The organism is Pseudofrankia coriaricola, from assembly GCF_032027725.1.
In the GTDB taxonomy this organism is placed as follows: domain Bacteria; phylum Actinomycetota; class Actinomycetes; order Frankiales; family Frankiaceae; genus Pseudofrankia.
On the sequence record NZ_JASNFO010000021.1, the window covers coordinates 150353 to 173265 of the forward strand.

The window sequence follows — 22913 nt, forward strand, 5'->3', positions numbered from 1 at the left end:
GAGACACCCGGCGGCCGGACAGCCGACCTGGCCACCGCCAGCGAGGGCGCGTCAGCGCAGCCCCAACCCAGCCACCTCATCGACCCGGTACAAGCCAGACCACCGTCACATACGTTGGCCCGGAACCACGTTGGGAGGGCGCTCAGCGCCCGGCAGGCGGGGCGGCGATGGACGCGCAAGCGTCCTTATCGCCGACCGCCATCCCAACCGGGCATGGGGTAGCCGGCGGTGAGGTCGCGGATCTCGCCGGCGATCTGGGCGAGGACGGCCTCGTCGTTGTCGGCGGCGGCCTTGACGGCCTGGTCGATCCAGGCGGCGATCTGGCGCATCTGCTCGGGGCCCATGCCGCGGGTGGTGACGGCGGCGGTGCCCAGGCGCAGGCCGGACGGGTCGAACGGCTTGCGGGTGTCGTACGGGACGGCGTTGTAGTTCAGCTCGATGCCGGCCCGGTCGAGCGCCTGCGCGGCGGGCTTGCCGCCGATGCCCTTGCTGGTGAGGTCGACGAGGATCAGGTGGTTGTCGGTTCCGCCGGAGACGAGGTCGAAGCCGCGCTCGGTGAGCGCCTCGGCGAGCGCCGCCGCGTTCGCGACGATCTGGTGGGCATAGGTCTTGAAGTCCGCGGTGGCCGCCTCGCGCAGCGCGACGGCGATCGCCGCGGTGGTGTGGTTGTGCGGGCCGCCCTGCAGGCCGGGGAAGACGGCCTTGTCGATCGCCGAGGCGTGGGCCGCGTCGGTCATCAGCATCGCGCCACGCGGGCCGCGCAGCGTCTTGTGGGTCGTGGTCGAGATGACCGGGGCGTGGCCGACCGGCGACGGGTGCGCGCCGCCGGCGATCAGGCCGGCGATGTGCGCGATGTCGGCGGCCAGGACCGCGCCGACCTCGCGGGCGATCTCGGCGAACGCCGGGAAGTCGATCGTGCGCGGGATCGCGGTCCCGCCGCAGAAGATGACCTTCGGGCGCTCGGCGAGCGCGAGCTGGCGGACCTCGTCCATGTCGACGCGGCCGGTGTCCTGGCGGACGGTGTAGCGCACCGAGCGGAACCACTTGCCGGTGGCGGAGACCGACCAGCCATGGGTGAGGTGGCCGCCCATCGGCAGCGCCATGCCCATCACGGTGTCGCCCGGCTGCAGGAAGGCCAGGTAGACGGCGAGGTTGGCCGGCGAGCCCGAGTAGGGCTGGACGTTGGCATGCTCGACGCCGAACAGCGACTTGGCGCGCTCGATGGCCAGCGTCTCGATCGGGTCGATGAACTGCTGGCCCTCGTAGTACCGCTTGCCGACGTAGCCCTCGGAGTACTTGTTCGTCAGGATGGTGCCCGCCGCCTCGAGAACGGCGGTGGAGACGTAGTTCTCCGACGCAATGAGGCGAATCTTCTCGTACTGCCGCTGAGCCTCGGACTCGACCAGGCTCGCGATCTCCGGGTCGGCGCTGGCCAGGTGGTTGATGGGTGGCTCGTGCATGGGGAGACCTCCAGGATGTGGCTGCCCGGCCCGTCCGCGTCCACACGTCGCCGTTAGGTCGTCCGTGTGAGCCGCCGACGGACGATCCGCGTGCGGGCAGGCGTTGTCCGCCGGTGACACCAGCTACCCGGTGTCACCTTCGGCGGCACCCAGGCGCACGGTGCCGTGCCGATTGGTCGCTCCCCGGTGGTTGATTCCACCCCAGCACGCCAGTCACGACTCGGCCCGAAGTCTAGCCGGTCACCTCCAGCGAGCGATCCACACCCGGCCCGCGCCGCGAGACGGCGGCATCGTCCGCCACGACCTGGCAGGCGGTGGCGGCGAGGTTGCCGGACGCGTGCTCGCCGGCTCGGGAGCGCAGTCCGGCCGCGCAGACGAGCCCGGCGACGCGACCAAGACGACATCAACGCACCATCTACCTGGCTATCCGTCCGGCGGGATGTGTGACAAGCGATGCCGACGGATCTCACACGCCCGCGTGCTCACGAGCTCGCCAGCCGGGACGTCGGCGGCCCGCCCGGATCCCGCCGGACCGTCCTGATCCAAGATGCGGCGGGCACCGACCGTGTCGACACTGTCCCCATCGGTCAGGCATGGGGGAGGAACGTAGACATGGTGGAGACGCTCGCGCCGCTCTCGCTCTCGTCATGGATCGACACCAAGGAGACCCTGCACCGCTACCTGCAGGTGGTCGGCAAGATCCGCCTTGCCGCGAGCCCGCGCCGCAACCACTGGTGGAACGTCCCGTTCCACTTGACTGGCCGCGGCGTGACGACCCGGCCGATGGGCCAGGTGGACGGCAACCTGATCTTCACGATCGACTTCGACTTCGTCGGCCACGAACTGCTCGTCCACGCTCTGGACGGAGAGTCGATCTCGTTCCCGCTGGCCGGGCGCTCGGTTGCGTCGTTCTACAGCCGGACGATGGACACGCTCGGGGCGATCGGCGTGAAGGTGCACATCGAGCACCCCCACCCGTTCGACCTCGCCGACTCCCGCCGCCCGTTCGAGGACGACACCGAGCACGCCGCCTACGACCCGGCGAAGGTGATGCGGTACTGGCAGACGCTCAGCCAGGTCAACCTGCTGCTGGAGGAGTTCGCCGAGGGCTTCTCCGGCAAGGTCAGCCCGGTGCACCACTTCTGGCACACGTTCGACATCGCCCACACCCGCTTCGGCGACCGCCACATCGACGAGGGCCCCGACATCGACCCGGTGACCAGGGAGGCATACTCCCGCGAGGTGATCAGCTTCGGCTTCTGGTTCGGCGACGACCAGCTACCCGAGCCGGCGTTCTACTCCTACACCGCGCCGGAGCCGCCGGGCCTCGCCGAGGACCCGCTACGCCCCGAGGGCCTGGCCACCTGGCAGCCGCGGCGCGGCAGCCACCTGGCCATCCTGCCGCTGGCCGCCCTCGAGGACAGCCCGGACCGGAAGGCCGCGGCGCTCGACTTCTACGAGAGCGCCTACCAGGCCGGCGCGCGCCGCGCCGGCTGGGACATCGACGGCCTCGCCTGCCCGCACGGCATCACCGACCCGGTGATCTGTCACCACACCGCGAGCCTCGGGAGCTAGCACCCGGGTACGGCGCCGTCAGGAGCAGACGGTGCCGGGCTTGGGCGTGACCAGGTCGATCAGGTAGCGGTTGACGGCGTTGTGGACGCAGGTGCTGGGGCCTTCGTAGGCGCCGTGGGTGTAGGAGTCCCAGGTCAGCAGGACGGCGTTCGACAGCTGCCCGGCAAGGGAGCGTGCCTCGGCGTAGGGCGTCGCCGGGTCGCCAGTGGTGCCGACCAGCAGGATCGGCGGCGAGCCCTCGGCGCGGAACGGCCCGGTGTAGCGGTCAGCGGACCGGACCGGCCAGAAGGCACACGTCATGCCGCCCAGCGCGATGGATGCTCCGAAGCGCGGGGCATCCCGGGAGAGATCGCGCACGAACCGTCGGAAGACGGCGAGGTCGGTCGGGTAGGTCTGGTCGGCACAGTTGATGGCGGTGTTCGCGTCGAAGGAGTTGTCGTACGTGCCGTCCTGGCGCCGGCCGGAGCCCTGGTCGGCGAGCGCCTGCAGCACCGAGCCGTCGTTGTAGTCGTCGGCCAGCTGCAGGGCGGCCGCGAGGATCGGCCACTGCTCCTCGCTGTAGAGCAGCTGGATCACGGCCGTGATCGCGGTGGAGTCGTCGACCGACCGAGTCTTGTCGGCGTCCTTGCCCCGCACCTTGATCGGGTGCTCCGCGAGCCGGCCGATCAGCCGGTCGTAGGCGCCCGCGGGGTCGCCGTGGCCGAAGCCGCAGTTCGGGTCGCTCGCGCAGCTGGCCAGGAATGCGTCGAAGGCCGCTTCGAAACCCAGGGCCTGCAGCCGGGTCTCCGCGAACGGATCGTTCATGGACAGCCTCGGGTCGACCACCGCGTCGAGGACCATGGCGCGGATCCGGGTCGGGAACAGCTCGGCGTAGGTGGCGCCCAGCTCCGTGCCATACGAGGCGCCGTAGGCGGTCAGCCGATCGTCACCGAGCGCGGCGCGCAGCACGTCGAGGTCGCGGGCCGCGAACTCGGTCGACAGGTACGGCAGCAGCGCCGCGCTCCAGCGCTCGCATCCCCGCGCGACCAGGCGGTCCGACGCGGCGGTGCCCTCGAAGCCGGCCAGCACCTCGTTCTCCCGGGCGGTCGCCTCCCCGGCAGGCGTTTCCGTGGCGGGCGACGAGGACGGGCCGTGAGCCGAGCTGGTGGCGCCCGAGGGAACGGCCGCGGAGGAACTCGACGAACCCGAGGAGGAGCCGTCCGACAGCCGGCCGGCCCCCGCACCGGCACCGGCACCGCCACCGGCCCGGTAGGGACCGACCGTGGAAGAACTCGAAGAACCCGAGGAGGAGCCGTCCGGCAGCCGGCCGGCCCCCTCACCGGCCCCCTCACCGGCACCCGCGCCCGCACCCGCGCCCGCGCCCGCACCGGCACCCGCACCCGCACCCGCGCCCGCACCGGCGGCCCGGTGCGGAACGACAGCGCTGTCGGACAGCTCGCTGGCCTTCTGCTGGTCGGTGAGGCACCGGACGGGCACGCTCGCGCCGACACCCCGCTGGTCGAACCCGACGATGTCGAACCGGTCGCGCACGGCCTTGTCGAACAGCTCCGGGTACGTCCGGATGGAGTCGACGCCGGAGACGCCAGGCCCGCCCTCCAGGTAGACGAGGGATCCCAGCCGCCGCGCCGGGTCCGCCGCCAGGCGGCGGATCACCGCGAGGTCGATAGTCCCCTTGCCGGGGTGCGCGTAGTCCAGCGGCACGGGCAGCGTCGCGCACTCCAGCCCCTTGCCGCACGCCGTCCACGCCGACAGCCGGTCCGTCCCGGCCGGCCGCGGCAAAGCCACCACCGCGCCGGCGGCCGACGCCGGGGCGACGAGGCCGGCCACGGACAGCGACACCAGTGCCAGCGCGCTGGTGAGGCGCGCCCGCCGCGAGCCGGCGGCCGCCGTGGCCTGCCTCCCCCCGGCGCCCGCGTGCCGGCGACCTCGGCGATGGCTTCGATGCTCGTCCCGACGCAGGCCTTGGTCCTGGTACCGCCAGGGCTGGTTCACGGGCCTCGGCCTCCGGTCGGGTTGGCGCGGCGCCGGTTGGCGCGGCGATCAGCGACGAGCCGCCAGCACGGGCGACAGATCAATCACTTTGCGTGACAGTCGCGTCGTGCTGCCTCCCCGCCGCACCCGGGCCCCAACCCTCGGCGCGGACAACCCCCCGCCTCGTGCGACCCCTCCCGGCAGGGAGTGTCTGGATCGCGTCGCCGCGGACTGGTTGGCCCGTCCTGTGCGGCTCCGAGGCAGCCGGCTGGATGCGTTTCGGGTGATGAAGCGGCAGAATCCGGACGTGGACTACCCAGCGCTGTTCCAGACGGAGGCCGAGGCGCTCCTCGCCGCCGCGGCCAAGGACCTCGACGCGCCCGTGCCCTCCTGCCCCGGCTGGGACAACCGCCGGCTGCTGAGCCACGTCGGCCGCCTGCTGGACTCGACAGTGACGCACCTTCCCCGCGGCGTCGTCGACCCGCCGCCCCGCGTCGAGCGGCCGCCGGCCGAGAACGACGCACTCGTCGAGTACTTCCGCCGTGGAGTCGCCGGCACGCTCGCCGCGTTCCGGGATCTCGACCCGGCGGCTCCGGCGTGGAACTTCACCCTCGAGCCGCAGGTCGCCGCCTTCTGGCGGCGCCGGTTGTCCCACGAGACGCAGATCCACGCCTGGGACGCGGCCGGCGCGGTCGGCGAGACCCGCGAGTTCGATCCGGTGTTCGCCGCCGACGGCGTCGACGAGGCTCTGCGCATCCTGCTGCCGGCCATCCGCGCCGCCGGCCTGTCCGCGCCCGGCGACGGAACAGCCCACATCCATCTCACGGACACGCCAGGCGAGTGGATGATCAGCCTGACCGGCGACACTGTCGACGTCACCGAGGGTCACCACAAGGGCGACGCCGGCCTCCGCGGCCCGGCCAGCCAGGTCCTGCTGGCCCTCTGGGGCCGGATCCCCTTCGACGCCCCCGGCCTGACCGCCTTCGGCGACCAGGACCTCCTGACAGCGCTGCGCCCCACCTGACGAGGCGGGACGCTCAGCGCGCCGCGGCGCCCGCCGCGAAGTTGGCCTGGATGCGCTGGAGGAGGTAGTCGCCGGCGGTGATGTCCGGGTGGCGGCCCGAGGGACTGCTGATCACGGCGTCGGTGTTGGCCTGCGCGAAGAACGCCAGGCTGTAGCGGGAGCCGTCGTACTCGCCCGCCCCGGGCAGCCGGACGCGGTGGAACGTCGACGGCAGCGCGTCGTCGCTCCACCGCATCAGCATGTCGCCGATGTTGCACGTGATGGCGTCCGCGGTGGCCGGCACCGACGTCCACCGCTCGTCGGCGGCCTCCTTGCCGGGCAGGACCTGCAGGCCGCCCTGGCCCTCCCGCTGGAACAGCAGGGTGAGGCAGTCGAAGTCGGTGTGCGCGCCGGCGCGCCAGATCCCGGGCGTGGCACGCACCTCCGGCGGCACCGGGAAGTAGTGCAGCAGCCGCAGCGTGCTCTGGTAGGTCGCGCGGGCCGGGTCGTGGGCGGCCGTGAAGAAGTCGCGCGGGAGGCCGAGACGGTCGGCGAAGCAGCCGAGCACCCGCATCGCCAGCTCCCAGCACCGGCGTTCGAACCCGAGCATCGTCGCCTGGAATCCGGCGAGGTCGTCGTCGCTGGGCCACAGCCCGTCCATGCGCGGCCGGGTGACCTGGAACGACTCCTTCTGGTCCGCCGTGCGGGTGGACGGCCGGACCTGACTCATCTTCTCCCAGCCGGCGTTCTGCCCCTTCCTGAGCGGGAACCGGCCCTTCGCCTCGTCCGGCAGCGCGAAGAACGCCTCCGTCGCGGCGAACGCCGCGTCGATCTCCTCAGGATCGATCCCGTGGTCGACGAGTTGGAAGAACCCGATGTCGGCCGCCGCCGACCACAGCTCGGCCGTGACCTCGTCCCGCCGGGCGTCGAAGTCCCGCAGCGAGATCCGCCGGATCTCCCGGTCGGTCGCCTCGGTCCCAGCCCCGCCGAGCCGGCTCTCCCTGGCCAGCTCGGTCAGCGCGTACTCGGGTGTGCTCATGGTTCTCGCTCCCCCTCGGAAGGCACGCGGAATCGGTCGCCGACGCCGGTCGACGTTGACCCACGGCGCGCCCCGTCCGCCGGTGAGGAACGGCCGATCCGGACGGGGAATCCTCGCGCGCAGTCTAGGACCGGGCCGGGCCCGGCCCGTCGCGGCGCAGGTGGCGGGCCGCGGCGGCCCGGACCGCCGTGCTCAGCCGGTCGAGCAGCGGCGAGTCGAGGCGCCAGCGCTGCCAGTGCAGAGCGATGTCGAGGTGGGCCTCGGTCAGGACGACCAGCCGGCCGGCGGCGAGGTCTTCCGCCAGCTGTGCCTCGGGCAGCATGCCCCAGCCGAGGCCGAGGCGGACCGCCGTGTGGAAGTCCGCCGTCGTGGGCACCCGGTGCGCCGCCGGGGCGCCGGTGACGCCCAGCTCGCGCAGGAGCTGGTGCTGGAGGTCGTCCTTCTCGTTGAAGACGACGAGCGGCATCCGATCCCACTGGTAACCAGCGTGGTGGCCAGCGGCGGCGAGCCGCCAGCGGCCGGCGAGTCCGGGGGTGGCCGCCGGGTGGTAGCGCAGCGTTCCGAGCGGCTCCGCCCAGCAGCCCTGGACGGCGACCGGGTCGCTGGTCACGGCGGCCAGGGCCTCGCCGCCGCGGAGCAGGTCGGCGGAGAACGCCTGGTCCTCGACGTGCAGCCGCAGCACGACGTCGTCCCAGCGGGCGGCCGTGGCGACGACGTCCGCGAACCAGGTGGCGAGCGAGTCCGCGTTGACCGCCACCGACACCTCGGCCCTGGCCGACGAGCGGCCGACCAGCGCTTCAAGCGCCTCTGCCTGCAGCAGCCTGGTCTGGCGCGCGAAACGCAGCAGCGCCTCGCCAGCGGTGGTGGGCCGGCACGGTGCCGAGCGGCGGACGAGGACCTGGCCGGCGGCTGACTCGAGCGCGCGGATCCGCTGGCTGACCGCGCTCGGCGACAGGTGCAGGTGGCGGGCGGCGGCGTCGAAGCTGCCGAGTTCGACGATCGCGACGAGGGTCGCCAGCTGCGCCGGCGGCAGCTCCAGGGACATGAAGCGATGCTAATGAATCTGAAGAATCTTTCGTTGGTCTTCAGGAGATGGACGACCTAGCGTGACGGCCGTGCTCGCCTCCGCCGTCGCCGGTCTGCTCACCGGGTTCTCATTGATCGTCGCCATCGGTGCGCAGAACGCGTTGGTCCTGCGCCAGGGGCTCGCCCGGCAGTGGGTCGGCACAGTCGTCGTGATCTGCGCGGGTTCGGACCTGGCGCTGATCGTCGCCGGCGTCGGCGGGGTCGGCGGCCTGCTGACCCGAGCCGGGCCGGTACTGGCGGCCGTCCGCTGGCTGGGCGTCGCCTTCCTACTCTGGTTCGCCGCCGGGTCGCTGCGCCGCGTCTGGCGCGCACCGTCGTCACTGCGCGTCGACGGCGGCTCCCCCGCCGACCGGGGCACCGACGCAGGCGCAGACCCAGGCGACGCCCAGGCTCAGGCGAACGGATCAGCCGGATCGGCGCGGGCCGTGGTCGCCGCGCGAACGGCCGCCTTCACCTGGCTGAACCCGCATGTCTACCTGGACACCGTGCTCGTCCTCGGCACCGTCGGCGGCAACGAGGGGACGACCGGGCGATGGTGCTTCGCCGCCGGCGCCGGCCTCGCGAGCTGCCTGTGGTTCACCGGCCTCGGCTACGGCGCGCGCCTCGCGTCCAGCGCGCTGGCCAGCCCCAGGACCTGGCGCGTCCTGGACCTCGTCATCGGCCTGACCATGCTGTACGTGACCTATCGCGTAGCTTTCCCCTGATGGGCCGGCGCCGGAGGTGGACGCCGGGGGTGGAGTGTGCCCGCGCGGCGTCTGCCCGTCGCCGGCGCGCGCCTGGGTGCTGCGAAGCTGAGCCGTGTGCCGGATGCCACGGGTGTGGAGCTGATCGACCTGACGGTGCCGATCACGTCGGGGATGCCGGTCTACCCGGGGGATCCCGAAGTGGCGGTCTCGGCGGCGCTGACGGTCGCCGACTCGGGCGTCAACGTGCGGCGGGTGCACCTGGGGTCGCAGACGGGAACCCACGTCGACGCGCCGTACCACGTCGACGACGCGCTTCCCCGGCTCGACGAGATCCCGCTCGCGCGGTTCGCCGGGCCAGCGGTCCTCCTCGACGCGCGCCGCTACGGACCAGGCGCCGAGATCGGCCCGGAGGCCATGCCCGCGGCGCTGCCCGACGGCGCCGTCGTGGTGATCGTCACCGGCTGGTCGGCGCACTGGGGAACGGACCAGTACCTGCGTCACCCGTATCTCGGCGCCGACGCGGCGCGGGCCCTCGTCGAGGCCGGCGCGCGGACGGTGGCGGTCGACGCCGCGAGCGTCGACCGCACGACCGGGCCGGACGAGGAGTTCACCCTGCCGGCCCACCAGATCCTGTGCCGTGCGGGCGCCGTCATCGCGGAGAACCTCACCGGGGCGCGGCGCCTGCTGGCGGCGCGCGACGCCGGCCACGCGATCGAGATGTTCCTGTTCCCGCTGGCGCTCGCCGGCTCGGACGGCGCCCCGATCCGGGCCGTCGCGCGGACCACGCGGCAAGGGGCCCGGGCGCCTCGTCCCTAGGCCTCGTCCCCAGGCCTCCGTCACCGTTCCGCCTCGCCGCCCCTAGGTCTGGTCGTCGGCTCCCGCGCTGTAGGCGACGACCGAGAGAAACCGGATCGGGAGGGTGGCCAGGTCCCGTGGGCCGTGGATGCCCTCGCCGTCGAGCTGGAGAGCGTCGCCCGGGCGCATGGTGTAGCTGGCCTCACCGTGGTCGTACACCATCTCCCCCTCGAGCATGTAGATCAGCTCGGTACCGGGATGCTGGAAGAGCGGGAAGGTCTCGCTGCGCTCGGTCAACGTCACCAGGTGCGCCTCCATCCGCTTGTGGGGCCCGCGCAGGCCGCCGAGCAGGGTGTAGTCGTGGCCGACCCGGGTGCCGCGGGCCACGATGCGGGCGCCGGCGCCCGCCGGGGTGAAGACGGCCTCCCGCTGGTCGTCCGCGCCGCGGAACAGCGAGGTGACCGGCACGTCGAGGGCGTCGGCGAGCCGGGCGAGCGTCGTCAGACTACAGCTGGTGTTCGCGTTCTCGATCTTCGACAGCATCGGTTTCGAGATGCCGCTGCGCGCGGCCAGCTCGGCGAGGGTGAGTCCGGCAGCCTGCCGCATCCGCCGTACCTGGGCCGCGATGACCCGCTCGAGCCGCCCCTCCTGGGGCGAGGGGGCGGCGACCTCGCGCGCGGCCGCACCGGTGTCCGGGGTGCGGGCCGCGCCGAGATCCTCGCCGTCGCGGCGCTCGGCGCCCCGGGATCGCTCCCGGGGCCCGGGGCGGATCGCGGGGCCGATCCGCGAGCTCCGGCTCACAGCAGGCCTCCCTGCCCGGGGATCCACGTCGTGCCGGCGAGCGGGACGCGTGCCATCGCGGCGGACTCGATGGTCAGCGCCACCAGGTCCTCGGGCTCCAGGTTGCGCACGTGCGACTTGCCGCAGGCGCGCGCGATCGTCTGCGCCTCCATCGTCAGCACCCGCAGGTAGTTGGCGAGCCGGCGGCCGCCCTCGGCCGGGTCGAGCCGGACGGCCAGCTCCGGGTCCTGCGTGGTGATGCCGGCCGGGTCGCGGCCGTCCTGGAAGTCGTCGTAGAAGCCGGCGGCGGAGCCGAGCGCCGCGTACTCGTCGGCGTAACGCGGGTCGTTGTCGCCCAGCGCGATGAGCGCCGCGGTACCGATCGCCACCGCGTCCGCGCCGAGTGCCATCGCCTTGGCGACGTCCGCGCCGGTACGGATGCCGCCGGAGACGACGAGCTGCACCTTGCGGTGCAGGCCGAGCTCCCGCAGCGCCTGCACCGCCTGCGGGATCGCGGCGAGCGTGGGGATGCCGACGTGCTCGATGAACACGTCCTGGGTGGCCGCGGTGCCGCCCTGCATGCCGTCGACGACGACGACGTCCGCGCCGGACGCGACCGCGAGCTTCACGTCGTAGTACGTCCGGGACGCGCCGATCTTGACGTAGATCGGCTTCTCCCAGTCGGTGATCTCACGCAGTTCCAGGATCTTGATCGCGAGGTCGTCGGGGCCGGTCCAGTCAGGGTGCCGGCAGGCGGAACGCTGGTCGATCCCGGCCGGGAGCGTACGCATCTGGGCGACCCGGTCCGAGATCTTCTGCCCGAGCAGCATGCCGCCGCCGCCGGGCTTGGCCCCCTGACCGAGCACGACCTCGATCGCGTCGGCCTTGCGCAGGTCGGTCGGGTTCATGCCGTAGCGGCTCGGCAGGTACTGGTAGACGAGGTGCTTGGACTGGCCGCGCTCCTCGGGCGTCATCCCGCCGTCGCCGGTGGTGGTGGAGGTGCCGACCTCGCTGGCCCCGCGGCCAAGGGCCTCCTTCGCCTGCGCGGACAGCGCCCCGAAGCTCATCCCGGCGATCGTCACCGGGATCGCCAGGCGCAGCGGGTACTTTGCGTTGCGGTCACCGAGCACGACATCGGTGTCACACCGCTCGCGGTAACCCTCCAGCGGGTAACGCGACATCGACGCCCCCAGAAAGAGCAGGTCGTCGAAGTGCGGCAGCCGGCGCTTGGCGCCCCCGCCGCGGATGTCGTAGACGCCGGTCATTGCGGCACGCTGGATGCCGGCGATCGTCGCCCGGTCGAAGGTGTGGGACTCCCGAAGGCCGAGCGACGCTGGGTCCGGCGGATACCCGGTCATGGAACCCTCCTCTTGGTCGGCCTGGTCGGCCTGGTCGGCCTGGCGCGGCGTCAGTAGGCGGTCGAGTTGTGCGCGGCGAAGTGGTAGAGGCGGCGGGCCGAGCCGTAGCGGCGGAACCGTCCGGGCGCGTACTCGCCGACGGGCTCGATGCCGGCGGCGGTGAGCAGCTCGGCGAGCTCGGCGAGATGCTCGGGGCGCTGCTCCTTCTCGACGCAGTCGGCGCCCAGGCCGCCGACCGCGCCGCGGACGTAGATCCGCGCCTCGTAGATCGAGTCGCCGAGGCCATCGCCGGCGTCACCGCAGACGACCAGCCGGCCAGCCTGGGCCATGAACGCGCTCATCGGGCCGATGTCGCCGCCGACGACGATGTCGATGCCCTTCATCGAGATGCCGCAGCGCATCGACGCCGAGCCCTCGATCACCAGCAGGCCGCCGTGACCGGTCGCGCCGACCGACTGCGACGCGTCGCCGCGCACCCGGACCAGCCCGGACATCATGTTCTCCGCGACGCCGGTACCGACGTTGCCATGGACGGTGATCGTGGCACCGTCATTCATCCCGGCGCAGTAGTAGCCGGCATGGCCGCGGATGTCGATCGTCAGCGGCGCGTGCACACCGGCGGCGATCGCGTGCGCGCCCTGCGGGCGCAGCACCTCGTAGGACGTAGCCGACGGGGCGTGCAGCTCGCTGTTGAGCGCGCGCACCATCGTGGCCCCGAGGTCGAAAGTGACGGTGCTCGCCGTCCCGGCCGTGGAAGCGCCAGCGCCAGCGGCACCGGCCGGGGTTCCCGCCGGATCGGACTCGCCGATCCGGAAGGGCTGGGGCGCCTCGACGGTGGCCCGGTCGCTCGGTATCTCTGCTTCGCTCCCTCGCCCGCGCGCTCCGGCCTCCTGCTCGTACCTCACAGGAGACCTCCGCGCGCGTGCTCCTCCGCTCAGCGGTGCCATGCGTAGACCCTCTCCGGCTCGGGCTCGTAGATCCGGGCGGTGTCGATGCCGGGCAGGTCCGCGAGGGCCCTGAACTCCGAGGCCATCGCGACCCAGGCGTCGGTCTCGGCGATGATCGCCGGCTTGCACGCGATGGCGTCGCGCACGACGGCGAACCCGTCGTTACTGGTGACGAGCAACGTGTAGAAGCCGTCGAACCGCTCGCACAGCAGTCGCAGCGCCTTGTCCAGGTCGACGCCCTCGGCGAGCCTCGCGGCGACGAACCGGGCGCCGACCTCGGAGTCGTTCTCCGAGTCGAACCGGACGCCCTCGGCCTCGAGCTCCCGGCGGATCGTCGCGTGGTTGGCGAACGAGCCGTTGTGGACGAGGCACTGGTCGGGGCCGACCGAGAACGGGTGGCAGCCCGCCGGGACGACAGCCGACTCTGTCGCCATCCGGGTGTGCGCGAGGCCCTGCCAGCCCCACGCGTTCGCCAGGTCGTAGGTGACGGCCAGGTCCCGGGGGTTTCCGACGTCCTTGTATACGGTCAGGTCCAGGCCGGAGCCGACGACCAGCGCGCCGGGCGCCGACCGGCGGACCGCGTCGACCAACGTGTCGACGGCGACCGGCGCCGCGATCACGGTGGTGGCGCCCGCGGCGGTCACCAGCGGGTCGGGCCCGCCCGACAACGCCGCCCGCACGGCGGCCGAGAGCTCAGCCCTGGCCGCGTCCAACGCGGCACCGGCCGCCGACACGGCGCCGGTCGCCGGCACCGCACCGACTGCGGGCGTGGCGCCGGTCGCAGGCGTGGCGCCGGTCGCCGGCAGCAGCACGGACACGGCGGCGTGGCCCTCCGGGCAGCGGCGCTGGTCGCCGTAGACGGCGACGCCGGCCGAGTCAGGTCCGCGCTCGGCGACCTGGCACAACATGGTCTCCAACAGGCGCCCGAGCTGGGGATACAGCTCGGGGTCGCGCAGGTGGAGCCCGACTATCCCGCACACGGGCCTGATCTCCTTTCGGGAAATGCGGCGAGCAAGGGGATACGGCGAAGGGTCAGAAGGTTGTAAAGGTCAGAAGGCTGTGAGGTAGCGGTCGTGCTCCCAGGGGCCGACGCCCGCGTGCCATTCGAAGAACTCGTCGCGCTTGAGCGCGGCGAAGTAGTCGGCCACCCCCGGCCCGGCGGCGTCCAGACCGGCGGCGACGACCGGGTCAGCGCCCAGCGCCTCCACCGCGTGCAGCAGCGTCGGCGGCAGCTCGGACCTCGCCGGCTCGCCCGCGACGGCGCCGGAACTGGGACCCGGGCCGGGGCCGCCCGGGTCGAGCGCGCGCTCGATGCCGTCGAGGCCGGCGGCGAGCGCCGCCGTCATCGCCAGGTACGGGTTGGCCGAGCCGTCCCCGCCGCGCAGCTCGATCCGGTTGCGGTCGGGGATGCGCACGTAGTGAGTGCGGTCGTTGCCGCCGTAGGTCGCGCGGCTGGGCGACCAGGTCGCGCCCGAACGGGTCGACGTCGCGCCGGTGCGCTTGTAGGAGTTGACGGTCGGCGCGAGCACCGCCTGCAGGGCGGGCGCGTGCTCGAGGATGCCGGCGAGGAAACGGCGCGCGACGTCGGACAGCCCGAACGGCGCGGCTGCGTCCCCGGCGGGGAACAGCGGCGTGCGGTCATGCCACAGCGACAGGTGCAGGTGCAGGCCGGAGCCGGTCCGGTCGGCGAACGGCTTGGGCATGTAGGTCGCGGTCATGCCGCGGCGCTCGGCCAGCACGGAGATCAGGTAGCGGGCGGTGATCACCCGGTCGGCGGTGGTCAGCGCGTCGGCGTAGGCGAAGTTCTGCTCGAACTGGCCGTTCGCGTCCTCGTGGTCGTTGGCGTAGTTCGCCCAGCCGAGCGCGTTCATCGCCGTCGACACCTCGGTGAGGTGGTCGTACATCCGGGTCAGGCCGCGGGCGTCATAGCAGGGGCGGGGCGCGACGTCCCGCGGGTCCGCGAGCCCGAGCGCACCGTCCGGGCCACGGGTGACCAGGAAGTACTCGATCTCGGCGCCGGCGAACAGCTCCAGGCGCCGGCTCGTCGCCGCCGCGAGCTGAGCCTTGAGGATCACCCGCGGCGCGAAGTGCCAGGGCACGCCTTCGACGTGCGGGTCGCAGTGCACCAGCGCGAGGCCCTCCTTGACCCAGGGCAACGGGGTGTAGCTCGCCGGGTCGGGGATGGCGATCAGGTCGGGGTCCGACGGCACCTGGCCTATCGCGCCCACCGCGTAGCCGGCGAACCCGACGCCGTCGGCCAGCAGTTCGTCGACAGCCTCGATCGGCACGAGCTTCGCGCACGGCTTGCCGACGAGGTCGACGAACATCGCGAGGATGAACCTCACTCCGTCCTGGCGGGCCCGGGCGGCGAGATCCAGCCCCGCCGCCACGGCTGGGACGGGGTCGGTGCGGGGGGCACTTTCGTCGATCGTCACGTCAGGCTCCACTGGCTCGGAAGGGGTCCGGGCGACGGCGCGTCGACGCTCGCTCCCCTGCCGCCGACTCGCACCCTAACGGGAAACAAGGTATCGGGGTAGGAAACAAGACAGGTTACGCGAGCGTGACGATTCGTGACATACACATGACCGCACCGGCATGCTCGACGATGGAGCCGGTCAGAGCCGCACCGCCGCCGCCAGTCGCACCGCGCAAGCCGGGCCGGGCCGGGCCACGTCGAGCCGGGCGGCGCCACACCAGCCCCGGTCGTCAGCAACGCGCGGCGTCAGTCGCGCGGCCGCCTCAGCCGTGAAGGAGCCAGATGTCCCTCAGGCGGATCGTGCTTGCCTCCGGGTCGCCGCGGCGACGCGAGCTGCTCGCCGGCATGGGCGTGGCCTTCGAGGTCGTGACCAGCAACGTCGACGAGAACGTCGAGACCTTTGCCGGCCCGGAGGACTTCGCGCTTCAGCTGGCCCGGCGCAAGGCACGGGCGGTGGCGGGATGCGTGGGCGACGCGCTGGTCATCGGCGGTGACACGGTCGTCGAGCTGGACGGGCGAATCTTCGGCAAGCCCGCCGACCAGGACGAGGCGGTCGAGATGATCAGCCGGCTCGACGGCCGGACGCACCGGGTCGTGACGGGGCTCGCCGTGGTAGACGCGGCCACGGGCGAGCACCGGGAAGGCGCGGCGACGACCACCGTAACGATGCGCCCGCTCGGCGAGGACGAGATCCGCGAGTATGCCGCCTCGGGCGAACCGTTCGGCAAGGCCGGCGCCTACGCGATCCAGGGCCTGGGCGGGCGCCTGGTGGCAGGCGTCGAAGGCGACCTCGACAACGTCATCGGCCTGCCCACGGCCACCCTGCGCCGCCTCCTGGCCGCCTTCGGCGTCATTGCCTAGCACCACCGACCCGTCCCGGACCTGGGTACTCTTCCCACGGCCGCCGATCAACACCCAACTCCGCGGCGCCTACTCTCCGCGATTGACCGCGCACGGCTGTGCGGGCCGCTGACCGAGCCACCGCCGCCGGTGAGGATGAAAGCCTCACCCCGCCACGCCCACGGACAGGTGCCATCTCCGCCAGACGCCAGCTCAATCCCGATCTGTGGTGCCTCAGCCACTCCATAGGCTTCTCAGGTAACACAGTCCGTACCCCGTCGGGTGAACTGTGTCGGATAGGCCTGCCTATGGACGTGCTCAGATGCCACGGATCGAGTCTCGGTCGGCGACCCAGGACTCGATCATGATGCGGGCGATCGACGAGTGGCCGGGCAGGAGCAGCTGGCCGTCGCCGCCGCCGCGCCAGTCGCCCCGTTCCAGCGCCTCGTCGAGGTCGCGGCGATGCACCCACATCGCTTCGGCGATCTCGTTGTCGTCCAGCCTGATCGGCTGGGACGGGTCCGCGGCGGCGTGGAAGGCGAGCATGAGGGAGCGCGGGAACGGCCAGGCCTGGCTTCCCAGGTAGCTGACGTCTGTGACGTCGATGCCGACCTCCTCGTTGATCTCCCGTACCACGCACGCCTCGAGGGACTCCCCGGCCTCGACGAAGCCCGCGAGCACCGAGAACCGCCCCGCCGGCCACGTCCTCTGCCGGCCGAGCAGGACCTGGTCGGCGCCGTCATGAACCAGGCAGATGATCGCCGGGTCCATACGGGGAAACTCCTCGTGTTCCTTGGCGGCACACACCCGCGCCCAGCCGGCCTTCGTCGGCCGGGTCGGCGAGCCGTCGCGGGCACAGTACCGGGCGCGGTCGTGCCAGGTCAGCAGCGAGACCGCGGTCGTGAACAGAGCGGCGTCGAGTCCGGGCAGCTCGCCGCCGACGGTGGCGAGGTTCAGCCAGCGCGCTTTCGCCACCTCCTCGGCGCGGTCGGCGCGGTCGGCGCGCAACGCCCAGTAGACGGTCCCGTCAGCCTCGCCGAGCAGCACGGCGTCGGTCGACGGGGACGCCGCGACGCTCACCCCGGAACGGGTCACCAGCCGCGCCACGGCATCGGCATCGGCGGGCGGTGACGCTTCGGGCGCACCACCGATCTCCTCGGGCCGCTGGGCGCGTGGCCGGGCCGGTAGCGCGATCGTCGAGCGTCCCTCGTCGTCGAGGATGACAACCCGCGCCGTCGCCCAGCTCTCCTGTTGGCGCCCTATGTCCAGCCGGAACAGTTCCTCCCGCAGGACAGTGGCGCTTGCCAGCGCGGGCGGCCTGACCAGCCCAAATCCACTCACGCCCGCATCTTCCCTCGCCGTGGCTGTCTCCCGCCGCCGGGCTGTCAGTCCGCGCCGGCGGCCGAGCCTCCGACCACGCGAGGCCTCCGACCACGCGGGGTCGCGCCATTGCGGTGAGAAGGCCCTGACGATCCCTTGCCGGGCCGGCAGAGAAGCCCGTCGAAGCCCGTCGGCCGGCTCCTCGGCCCTGCCGGCCCTACCCGCGAGGCTGTGGAGCCAACGGGCGGTCGCCGGACGCGGCGGCGGCCCGTGGGGAAGCCGGATCGGCGAGATGCCTCAGGATGTCGGCGCCGACCGCGGCGGGTGCCTGGAAGGGGCCGAAGTGCCCCAGGTGCTCGTGCACACGCAGCGTGGCCCGCGGCAGCGCGGCGGCGAGGCCCGGGCCGAACGAGGCCGGCGGCCGGATCGCCGGCCGCTCGTCGCGGTTCGCGGCTCACAGGCCACGGGTCTCGGGTCTCGGCCGCCGGGTCACGGGTCACGGCCGCCGGGTTGCGCCCGCCACCCGCGCGCGCATCGGCCGCATGTAGCCGGGCAGGATCGGGTCTGTGGCTGAGCCCCGACGCCGCGCCCGCGCGCACGGCTTCCCCTTCGACGGCACGCCAGGCCCACTGAACGCGATCACCGACGTCCCCGGCGTCGAGGTGGGCTACGTGACACTCATCAGCGGCGAGGGGCCCCTGCGGACCGGCGCGGGGCCGGTCCGGACCGGCGTCACCGCGATCCTGCCGGCCGGGCGCGGGGGCATCGGCTCGGCGGTCGCCGCCGGGGTCCACGCGTTCAATGCCAACGGTGAGATGACGGGCGCCGCGTGGCTGCGGGAGACCGGCAGCCTGGCGATGCCGATCCTCATCACGAACACCCACGCCGTTGGCCCGTGCCACCGGGGCGTCATCGACTGGGTGGTCGCCAACCGGCCGGACCTGGCCCGCGGCTGGCTGCTGCCGGTGGTCGCGGAGACCTGGGACGGCTACCTGAACGACATCAACGGCAGCCACGTGACAGCGGCCCACGCCGTCGCCGCGATCGACGCCGCCACCGGCGGGCCGGTCGCCGAAGGCGCCGTCGGCGGCGGCACCGGGATGATGTGCTACGGCTTCAAGGGCGGCAGTGGCACCGCCTCCCGGGTCGTGAGCCATGGCCCCGACGGCTATGTGGTCGCCGCGTTCGTCCAGGCGAACTTCGGCCGCCGCGACGAGCTGCGCGTCGCCGGCATCCCGGTCGGCCGCCCGCTCAGCGGCGACAGCGGCGACAGCGGCGACAGCGGCGACAGCGGCGACGGTGCGGTCCCCTCGGACGGCACGAACGGCGCGGGCGCGAGCGGCGCGGGCGGCTGGGACGGTGACTGGTCGGCGCCGCCCGGTGCCGGCAGCGCCATCGTGGTGCTCGCGACCGACGCGCCACTGCTGCCCGGCCAGTGCGAGTCGCTCGCCCGCCGGGCGCCCATGGGCATCGCGCGCACCGGGACTACCGGCTCGCACTTCTCCGGCGACCTCGTCATCGCCTTCTCGAGCGCGAACGCCGGCGCGCTCACCAGCCGGTTCCCCGGCGGGGAGCCGACCGCCGACGACTACGCCACGCTGCGCTTCATCCCCTGGGGATGGATGGACCGCTTCTACGAGGCGGCGGTCCAGGCGGTCGAGGAAGCCGTCATCAACGTCCTGACCACCGCCGCGTCCATGACCGGCCGTGACGACCACCGCGCCGCCGCTCTCCCCACCGCCCGCGTCGTCGAACTCCTCGCCAGCCACCCCAGTTGATCGCCGCCTGACCGCACCCCACGCAGATCGCGCGACCACGTGGCAGCCGACGGCCGCTTGATCGCCGCCCGTGCCCTCCGGTGGATGTCATCCAGTCCCGTTCACGACCGCCCAAGGGCAGAAACCGCGATCAGGCGACCGACGGGCGGGGCGGGGCGGGGCTTCAGGGGACTTCAGTGGCGCGGCTCGGCAGCGAGATGCCGGCGGCTGCCGGATACGGGGCAAACGGGGATGATCGGCGCGTTATTTGACCCCGACGTCGAAGTTACGGGAGGTTGGGTGGGCCGGGAGGAGGTCGCCATGGTCGAGGTGGAGCAGGGGTCCGACACGCCTCAGATAGATCTGTTCGAGGCGATGCGGACGGCGCGCTCGCTGCGGCGCTTCCGGCCGGACCCGGTGCCGGACGAGGTGCTGGCCCGATGTCTGCAGGCGGCCACCTGGGCGCCGAGCGGTTCCAACGCGCAGGGCTGGCGTTTCATCGTCCTGCGCTCGCCGGAGGCCCGAGCGATCCTGGGCCCGGCGTTCCGCGCCGGCTGGGACTGGGTCTGCACCAGCATCTACGGCTACGAGCCGCGCCCCGCGGACGACGACAACTCCCATCAGGCCCGGCTGACCCGCACGATGCTGCACCTCGTCGACGACTTCGAGAACGTGCCGGCCTACGTGCTGTTCTGCCACCGGCTGACGGGCTTCGTCGACGAGTTCCTGGAGGCGGGCTCGATCTTTCCCGCGATGCAGAACTTCCTGCTCGCCGCCCGCGCCCACGGGCTCGGCACCGTTCCCAGCACCTGGTTCACCTTCGGCGAGGACAAGCTGCGTTCCTACGTCGGCATCCCGGACGGGTGGCGGATCGCCTCCCTGGTCGCCGTCGGCTGGCCGGAGGGCCACCACGGCCCGGTCCGCCGCAAGCCCCTGAACAAGGTCACCGCCCTCGACACCTGGGACAACCCTTTCTTTCCCGCCAAGAGCTGACCCGCGGAGACTCAGCCGAACTTGCCGGAGATATAGTCCTCCGTCCGCTGATCGGATGGCGTGCTGAAGATCTTCGCCGTCCGGTCAAACTCCACCATCAGACCCGAGCGCCGGCCGGTCGCGTCGTCGACCTCGGTGGTGAAGAACGCGGTTCGGTCGGAGATCCGGGCCGCCTGCTGCATGTTGTGCGTGACGATGATGATGGTGTACTCGTCGGCCAGCTCAGTCATCATGTACTCGATCTTGGCGGTGGAGATCGGGTCGAGGGCTGAGCACGGCTCGTCCATGAGGACGACGTCGGGCCGCACCGCGATGGTCCGGGCGATGCAGAGCCGCTGCTGCTGCCCCCCGGACAGGCCGAACGCGTGCTGGCGGAGTTTGTCCTTCACCTCGTCCCAGAGTGCGGCGCTGGTGAGCGCCTCCTCGACCACGTCGTCCATGTTCGGCACCTTCATGCCGGTCACCCGCGGGCCGTAGGCGACGTTGTCGTAGATCGATTTCGGGAACGGGTTCGGCTTCTGGAACACCATCCCGATCCGGCGGCGAACAGTGATCGGGTCGACCCGCGGCCCGTAGAGATCCTGACCGCGGTAGCTGACCGAGCCGGTGAGACGGGCTCCCGGGATGAGATCGTTCATCCGGTTGAAGGCACGCAGCGCCGTGCTCTTGCCACAGCCGGACGGCCCGATCAGCGCCGTGATCTCCCGCCGGCCGAACTGTACGGTCAGGCCACCGACCGCGCAGAAACTGCCGTAGTAGATGGCCACGTCGGCGACATTGATGACGATCTCCTCCGGCGCGTCCGGCACCGTGCGGCCAGTCGCTCGCGGGATTCTCCCCGCCAGGGGGGGCGCCTCCGCCGCGGCCGGCCGGTCCTGGTCGGCGAGCTCGTGCGAGGGATCCGCCATCGGTTCATCTGCATCGGACACGGTCGACGTCCTCAGCAAGCGCATGGGGGGATGAGGTCGGGTTCGAGGCGGCGCGTTCACCAGGTCCGCCGGTAGTGGTTCCGGATCAGGATGGCGATGCTGTTCATCACCAGCAGCAGCGCGAGCAGCACCACGATCGCCGCCGCGGCCAGGGTCCTGAACTCCTCCTGCGGGCGGGAAACCCAGTTGAAGATCTGGATCGGCAGAACGGTGAACCTGCTGTCCAGGCCGGTCGGGGTGAACGTGACGTAGGCCAGGCCGCCGAGAAGCAGCAGCGGCGCCGCCTCACCGATCGCCCGGGACAACGCGAGGATGATCCCGGTGGCGATCCCCGGGACAGCCAACGGCAACGTATGGCGCCACACCGTCTGCTGCTCGGTCGCGCCGAGCGCGAGGGAGGCATCCCGGATGGAGCTGGGGATGGCCCGCATCGCCTCCCTCGACACGATGATGACGACGGGCAGGACCAGCAGGGTGAGCGTCAGGGCGGCGGTGAGCACGGTCTGCCCGAGATGCGCCGCCCGCGCGAGCAGGCCCAGCCCGAGGATGCCGTAGACGATCGACGGCACCGCCGCGAGGTTCTGGATGTTGACCTCGATCATCCGGTTGTACCAGCGCCGCGGGTCGGCGAACACCTCCATGTAGATGGCCGCAGCCACGCCGAGCGGGATCGTGAACAGCGCGGTGGCCCCGATCACCCAGATCGATCCGATGATCGCGGACCGCGCGCCCGCCAGCGCCGGCAGGCTGGCCGGGAACTGGGTCAGCAGGTCCAGGTTGAGCCGGGGCAGGGCGTCGACGAAGACCTGCACGAGCAGGGTGCCCAGTGCGGCGATGGCGACACCGATGCTGAAGAACATGGCCAGCCGGAACGTCGCATCGCGGATCGATCCGCGGACGGTCTCGATCTGGTATTCGACCGACCGCCCAGGGGGTTCGACTTCCGCGGTCATTCGTACACCTCCCGGTACCGGCGCACCAGCCGGATACTCACGATGTTCATGATCAAGGTGATGACGAAAAGCAGTGATCCGACCGCGAAGAGCGTCTGGTAGCCGATACTGCCGGTCGGCTGGTCGCCCAGCGCGGCCGCCGCGATGAACGCGGTCATGGTCTGCATCGGCTCGGTCGGGTCGAGACTGAGGTTGGCCGTACCGCCCGCCGCCACGGCGACAATCATGGTCTCGCCGACCGCCCGCGACACCGCCAGCATGGTCGCCGCGATGATGCCGGACAGCGCGGCCGGGATCGTGACCCGCGTGGTGACCTGCCGCGCGGTGCTGCCCAGCGCCCGCGCTCCCGCGCGCAGGTCGTCGGGCACCGCGCTCATCGCGTCCTCGGACAACGACGCGACGGTCGGAATGATCATGATTCCCATCACGAGCCCGGCCGAGAGCGCGTTGTAGATCTGCGGGCCCTTGCCGGGCAGGATCCAGATGTCGCGCAGCAACGGGGTGAGGAATGTCAACGCGAAGAATCCGTACACGACCGTCGGAACCCCGGCAAGGATCTCCAACAGCGGCTTGAAGATCTTCCGGGTCCGCCGGCCGGCATACTCGGACAGGTAGGCGGCGCAGCCCAGGCCCAACGGAAGCGCCACGAGCAGCGCCCAGAACGTGGTGACCGCGGTGGCGGTGACCAGCGGCAGCACCCCGAAATGAGGGCTCGCGAACAGCGGTGTCCACTCCGTGCCGGTCAGGAACTCGACCGGGCTGACCCGGGTGAAGAACTGCACCGTGGGCACGGCCAGCGCCACCACGATCCCGATGGTGGTGGCCACCGACAGCAGCGCCGCCGCCATCAGCACCCGCCGGACCAGTCCCTCCCGCAGCCGCCGGGAGGACCAGCCGATCCCGGTCGCCATGGAGACGTCGAAGTCGTGCGGGTCCGCGGCCATG

The 22913-nt window shown here is 72.3% G+C and carries 20 protein-coding genes and 1 riboswitch; of the genes, 7 read left to right on the forward strand and 13 right to left on the reverse strand.

All coding sequences use genetic code 11. The features are described from left to right. Positions 1-185: 185 nt before the first annotated feature. The gene (gene glyA / locus QOZ89_RS13065; protein ID WP_071051728.1) at positions 186-1460 is read right to left on the reverse strand and encodes a serine hydroxymethyltransferase; all 1275 of its coding nucleotides are present in this window, start codon (positions 1458-1460) and stop codon (positions 186-188) included. A 140-nt stretch (positions 1461-1600) separates the two neighbouring features. After that, a riboswitch (ZMP/ZTP riboswitch) is annotated at positions 1601-1687 on the reverse strand. A gap of 385 nt (positions 1688-2072) precedes the next feature. Between glyA and QOZ89_RS13070 the strand changes: the two genes are divergently transcribed. Beyond that, positions 2073-3035: a DUF5996 family protein gene (locus QOZ89_RS13070; RefSeq protein WP_071051727.1), complete on the forward strand. Its 963-nt coding sequence runs from the start codon at positions 2073-2075 to the stop codon at positions 3033-3035. An 18-nt stretch (positions 3036-3053) separates the two neighbouring features. Here QOZ89_RS13070 and QOZ89_RS13075 read toward each other — a convergent pair whose 3' ends face one another. Next, entirely contained in the window at positions 3054-4874 is a 1821-nt protein-coding gene (locus QOZ89_RS13075; protein WP_312623893.1) for an alpha/beta hydrolase, read from the reverse strand. Positions 4875-5292: 418 nt separating this feature from the next. On the opposite strand from QOZ89_RS13075, the gene QOZ89_RS13080 reads away from it, so the two are divergent. Then, complete coding sequence (locus tag QOZ89_RS13080; RefSeq protein WP_312623894.1) at positions 5293-6030, forward strand: maleylpyruvate isomerase family mycothiol-dependent enzyme; 738 nt, start codon at positions 5293-5295, stop codon at positions 6028-6030. A 13-nt stretch (positions 6031-6043) separates the two neighbouring features. Here the strand turns inward: QOZ89_RS13080 and QOZ89_RS13085 are convergent, their stop codons facing one another. Together QOZ89_RS13085 and QOZ89_RS13090 are read right to left on the reverse strand one after the other, a co-directional pair. Further along, positions 6044-7048 carry an isopenicillin N synthase family dioxygenase gene (locus QOZ89_RS13085; protein WP_071051726.1) on the reverse strand — a complete coding sequence of 335 codons (1005 nt, stop codon included), beginning with the start codon at positions 7046-7048 and terminating at the stop codon, positions 6044-6046. A gap of 124 nt (positions 7049-7172) precedes the next feature. Then, positions 7173-8093, reverse strand: a complete 921-nt coding sequence (locus QOZ89_RS13090) for a LysR family transcriptional regulator ArgP (RefSeq protein WP_071051725.1) — start codon at positions 8091-8093, stop codon at positions 7173-7175. A 61-nt stretch (positions 8094-8154) separates the two neighbouring features. Between QOZ89_RS13090 and QOZ89_RS13095 the strand changes: the two genes are divergently transcribed. Beyond that, the gene (locus QOZ89_RS13095) at positions 8155-8838 is read left to right on the forward strand and encodes a LysE/ArgO family amino acid transporter (RefSeq protein ID WP_083419402.1); all 684 of its coding nucleotides are present in this window, start codon (positions 8155-8157) and stop codon (positions 8836-8838) included. A gap of 96 nt (positions 8839-8934) precedes the next feature. Then, complete coding sequence (locus QOZ89_RS13100) at positions 8935-9636, forward strand: cyclase family protein (protein WP_241842094.1); 702 nt, start codon at positions 8935-8937, stop codon at positions 9634-9636. Positions 9637-9678: 42 nt separating this feature from the next. Here QOZ89_RS13100 and QOZ89_RS13105 read toward each other — a convergent pair whose 3' ends face one another. The 5 genes from QOZ89_RS13105 to glnT all read right to left on the reverse strand — a co-directional run bounded on the left by QOZ89_RS13105 (position 9679) and on the right by glnT (position 15135). After that, a complete protein-coding gene (locus QOZ89_RS13105; RefSeq protein ID WP_397428733.1) occupies positions 9679-10416 on the reverse strand; it encodes a helix-turn-helix domain-containing protein in 738 nt (245 codons plus the stop codon). Then, a complete protein-coding gene (locus tag QOZ89_RS13110) occupies positions 10413-11753 on the reverse strand; it encodes an FMN-binding glutamate synthase family protein (protein WP_071051723.1) in 1341 nt (446 codons plus the stop codon). Before QOZ89_RS13110 ends, QOZ89_RS13105 begins: the two co-directional genes overlap by 4 nt. A gap of 50 nt (positions 11754-11803) precedes the next feature. Beyond that, complete coding sequence (locus QOZ89_RS13115) at positions 11804-12658, reverse strand: glutamate synthase (protein ID WP_312623896.1); 855 nt, start codon at positions 12656-12658, stop codon at positions 11804-11806. Between the two features lie 29 nt (positions 12659-12687). Next, positions 12688-13680, reverse strand: a complete 993-nt coding sequence (locus tag QOZ89_RS13120) for a class II glutamine amidotransferase domain-containing protein (protein WP_312623897.1) — start codon at positions 13678-13680, stop codon at positions 12688-12690. A 69-nt stretch (positions 13681-13749) separates the two neighbouring features. Continuing rightward, positions 13750-15135, reverse strand: coding sequence for a type III glutamate--ammonia ligase (glnT, locus tag QOZ89_RS13125; protein WP_312623898.1), 1386 nt, complete (start codon positions 15133-15135; stop codon positions 13750-13752). Positions 15136-15458: 323 nt separating this feature from the next. Between glnT and QOZ89_RS13130 the strand changes: the two genes are divergently transcribed. Then, entirely contained in the window at positions 15459-16037 is a 579-nt protein-coding gene (locus QOZ89_RS13130; protein ID WP_071051720.1) for a Maf family protein, read from the forward strand. Positions 16038-16334: 297 nt separating this feature from the next. On the opposite strand, the gene nudC is transcribed toward QOZ89_RS13130, so the two are convergent. After that, positions 16335-17357 (reverse strand): NAD(+) diphosphatase, encoded by a 1023-nt coding sequence (gene nudC, locus QOZ89_RS13135; protein ID WP_071051719.1) that lies wholly within the window; start codon positions 17355-17357, stop codon positions 16335-16337. 545 nt (positions 17358-17902) lie between these two features. On the opposite strand from nudC, the gene QOZ89_RS13140 reads away from it, so the two are divergent. Both QOZ89_RS13140 and QOZ89_RS13145 read left to right on the forward strand, forming a co-directional pair. Then, positions 17903-19114 (forward strand): DmpA family aminopeptidase, encoded by a 1212-nt coding sequence (locus QOZ89_RS13140; protein ID WP_312623900.1) that lies wholly within the window; start codon positions 17903-17905, stop codon positions 19112-19114. A gap of 300 nt (positions 19115-19414) precedes the next feature. Then, the gene (locus QOZ89_RS13145) at positions 19415-20086 is read left to right on the forward strand and encodes a nitroreductase family protein (protein WP_071051794.1); all 672 of its coding nucleotides are present in this window, start codon (positions 19415-19417) and stop codon (positions 20084-20086) included. A gap of 11 nt (positions 20087-20097) precedes the next feature. Here the strand turns inward: QOZ89_RS13145 and pstB are convergent, their stop codons facing one another. Genes pstB through pstC form a run of 3 tightly spaced genes read right to left on the reverse strand, consistent with a single transcriptional unit; the run spans position 20098 to position 22912 of the window. Beyond that, the gene (gene pstB, locus QOZ89_RS13150; protein WP_312623901.1) at positions 20098-21015 is read right to left on the reverse strand and encodes a phosphate ABC transporter ATP-binding protein PstB; all 918 of its coding nucleotides are present in this window, start codon (positions 21013-21015) and stop codon (positions 20098-20100) included. A 56-nt stretch (positions 21016-21071) separates the two neighbouring features. Next, entirely contained in the window at positions 21072-21968 is an 897-nt protein-coding gene (gene pstA / locus QOZ89_RS13155) for a phosphate ABC transporter permease PstA (protein WP_071051717.1), read from the reverse strand. After that, positions 21965-22912 carry a phosphate ABC transporter permease subunit PstC gene (pstC, locus tag QOZ89_RS13160; RefSeq protein ID WP_071051716.1) on the reverse strand — a complete coding sequence of 316 codons (948 nt, stop codon included), beginning with the start codon at positions 22910-22912 and terminating at the stop codon, positions 21965-21967. The genes pstA and pstC overlap by 4 nt, the downstream gene beginning before the upstream one ends. Position 22913: the final 1 nt, after the last annotated feature.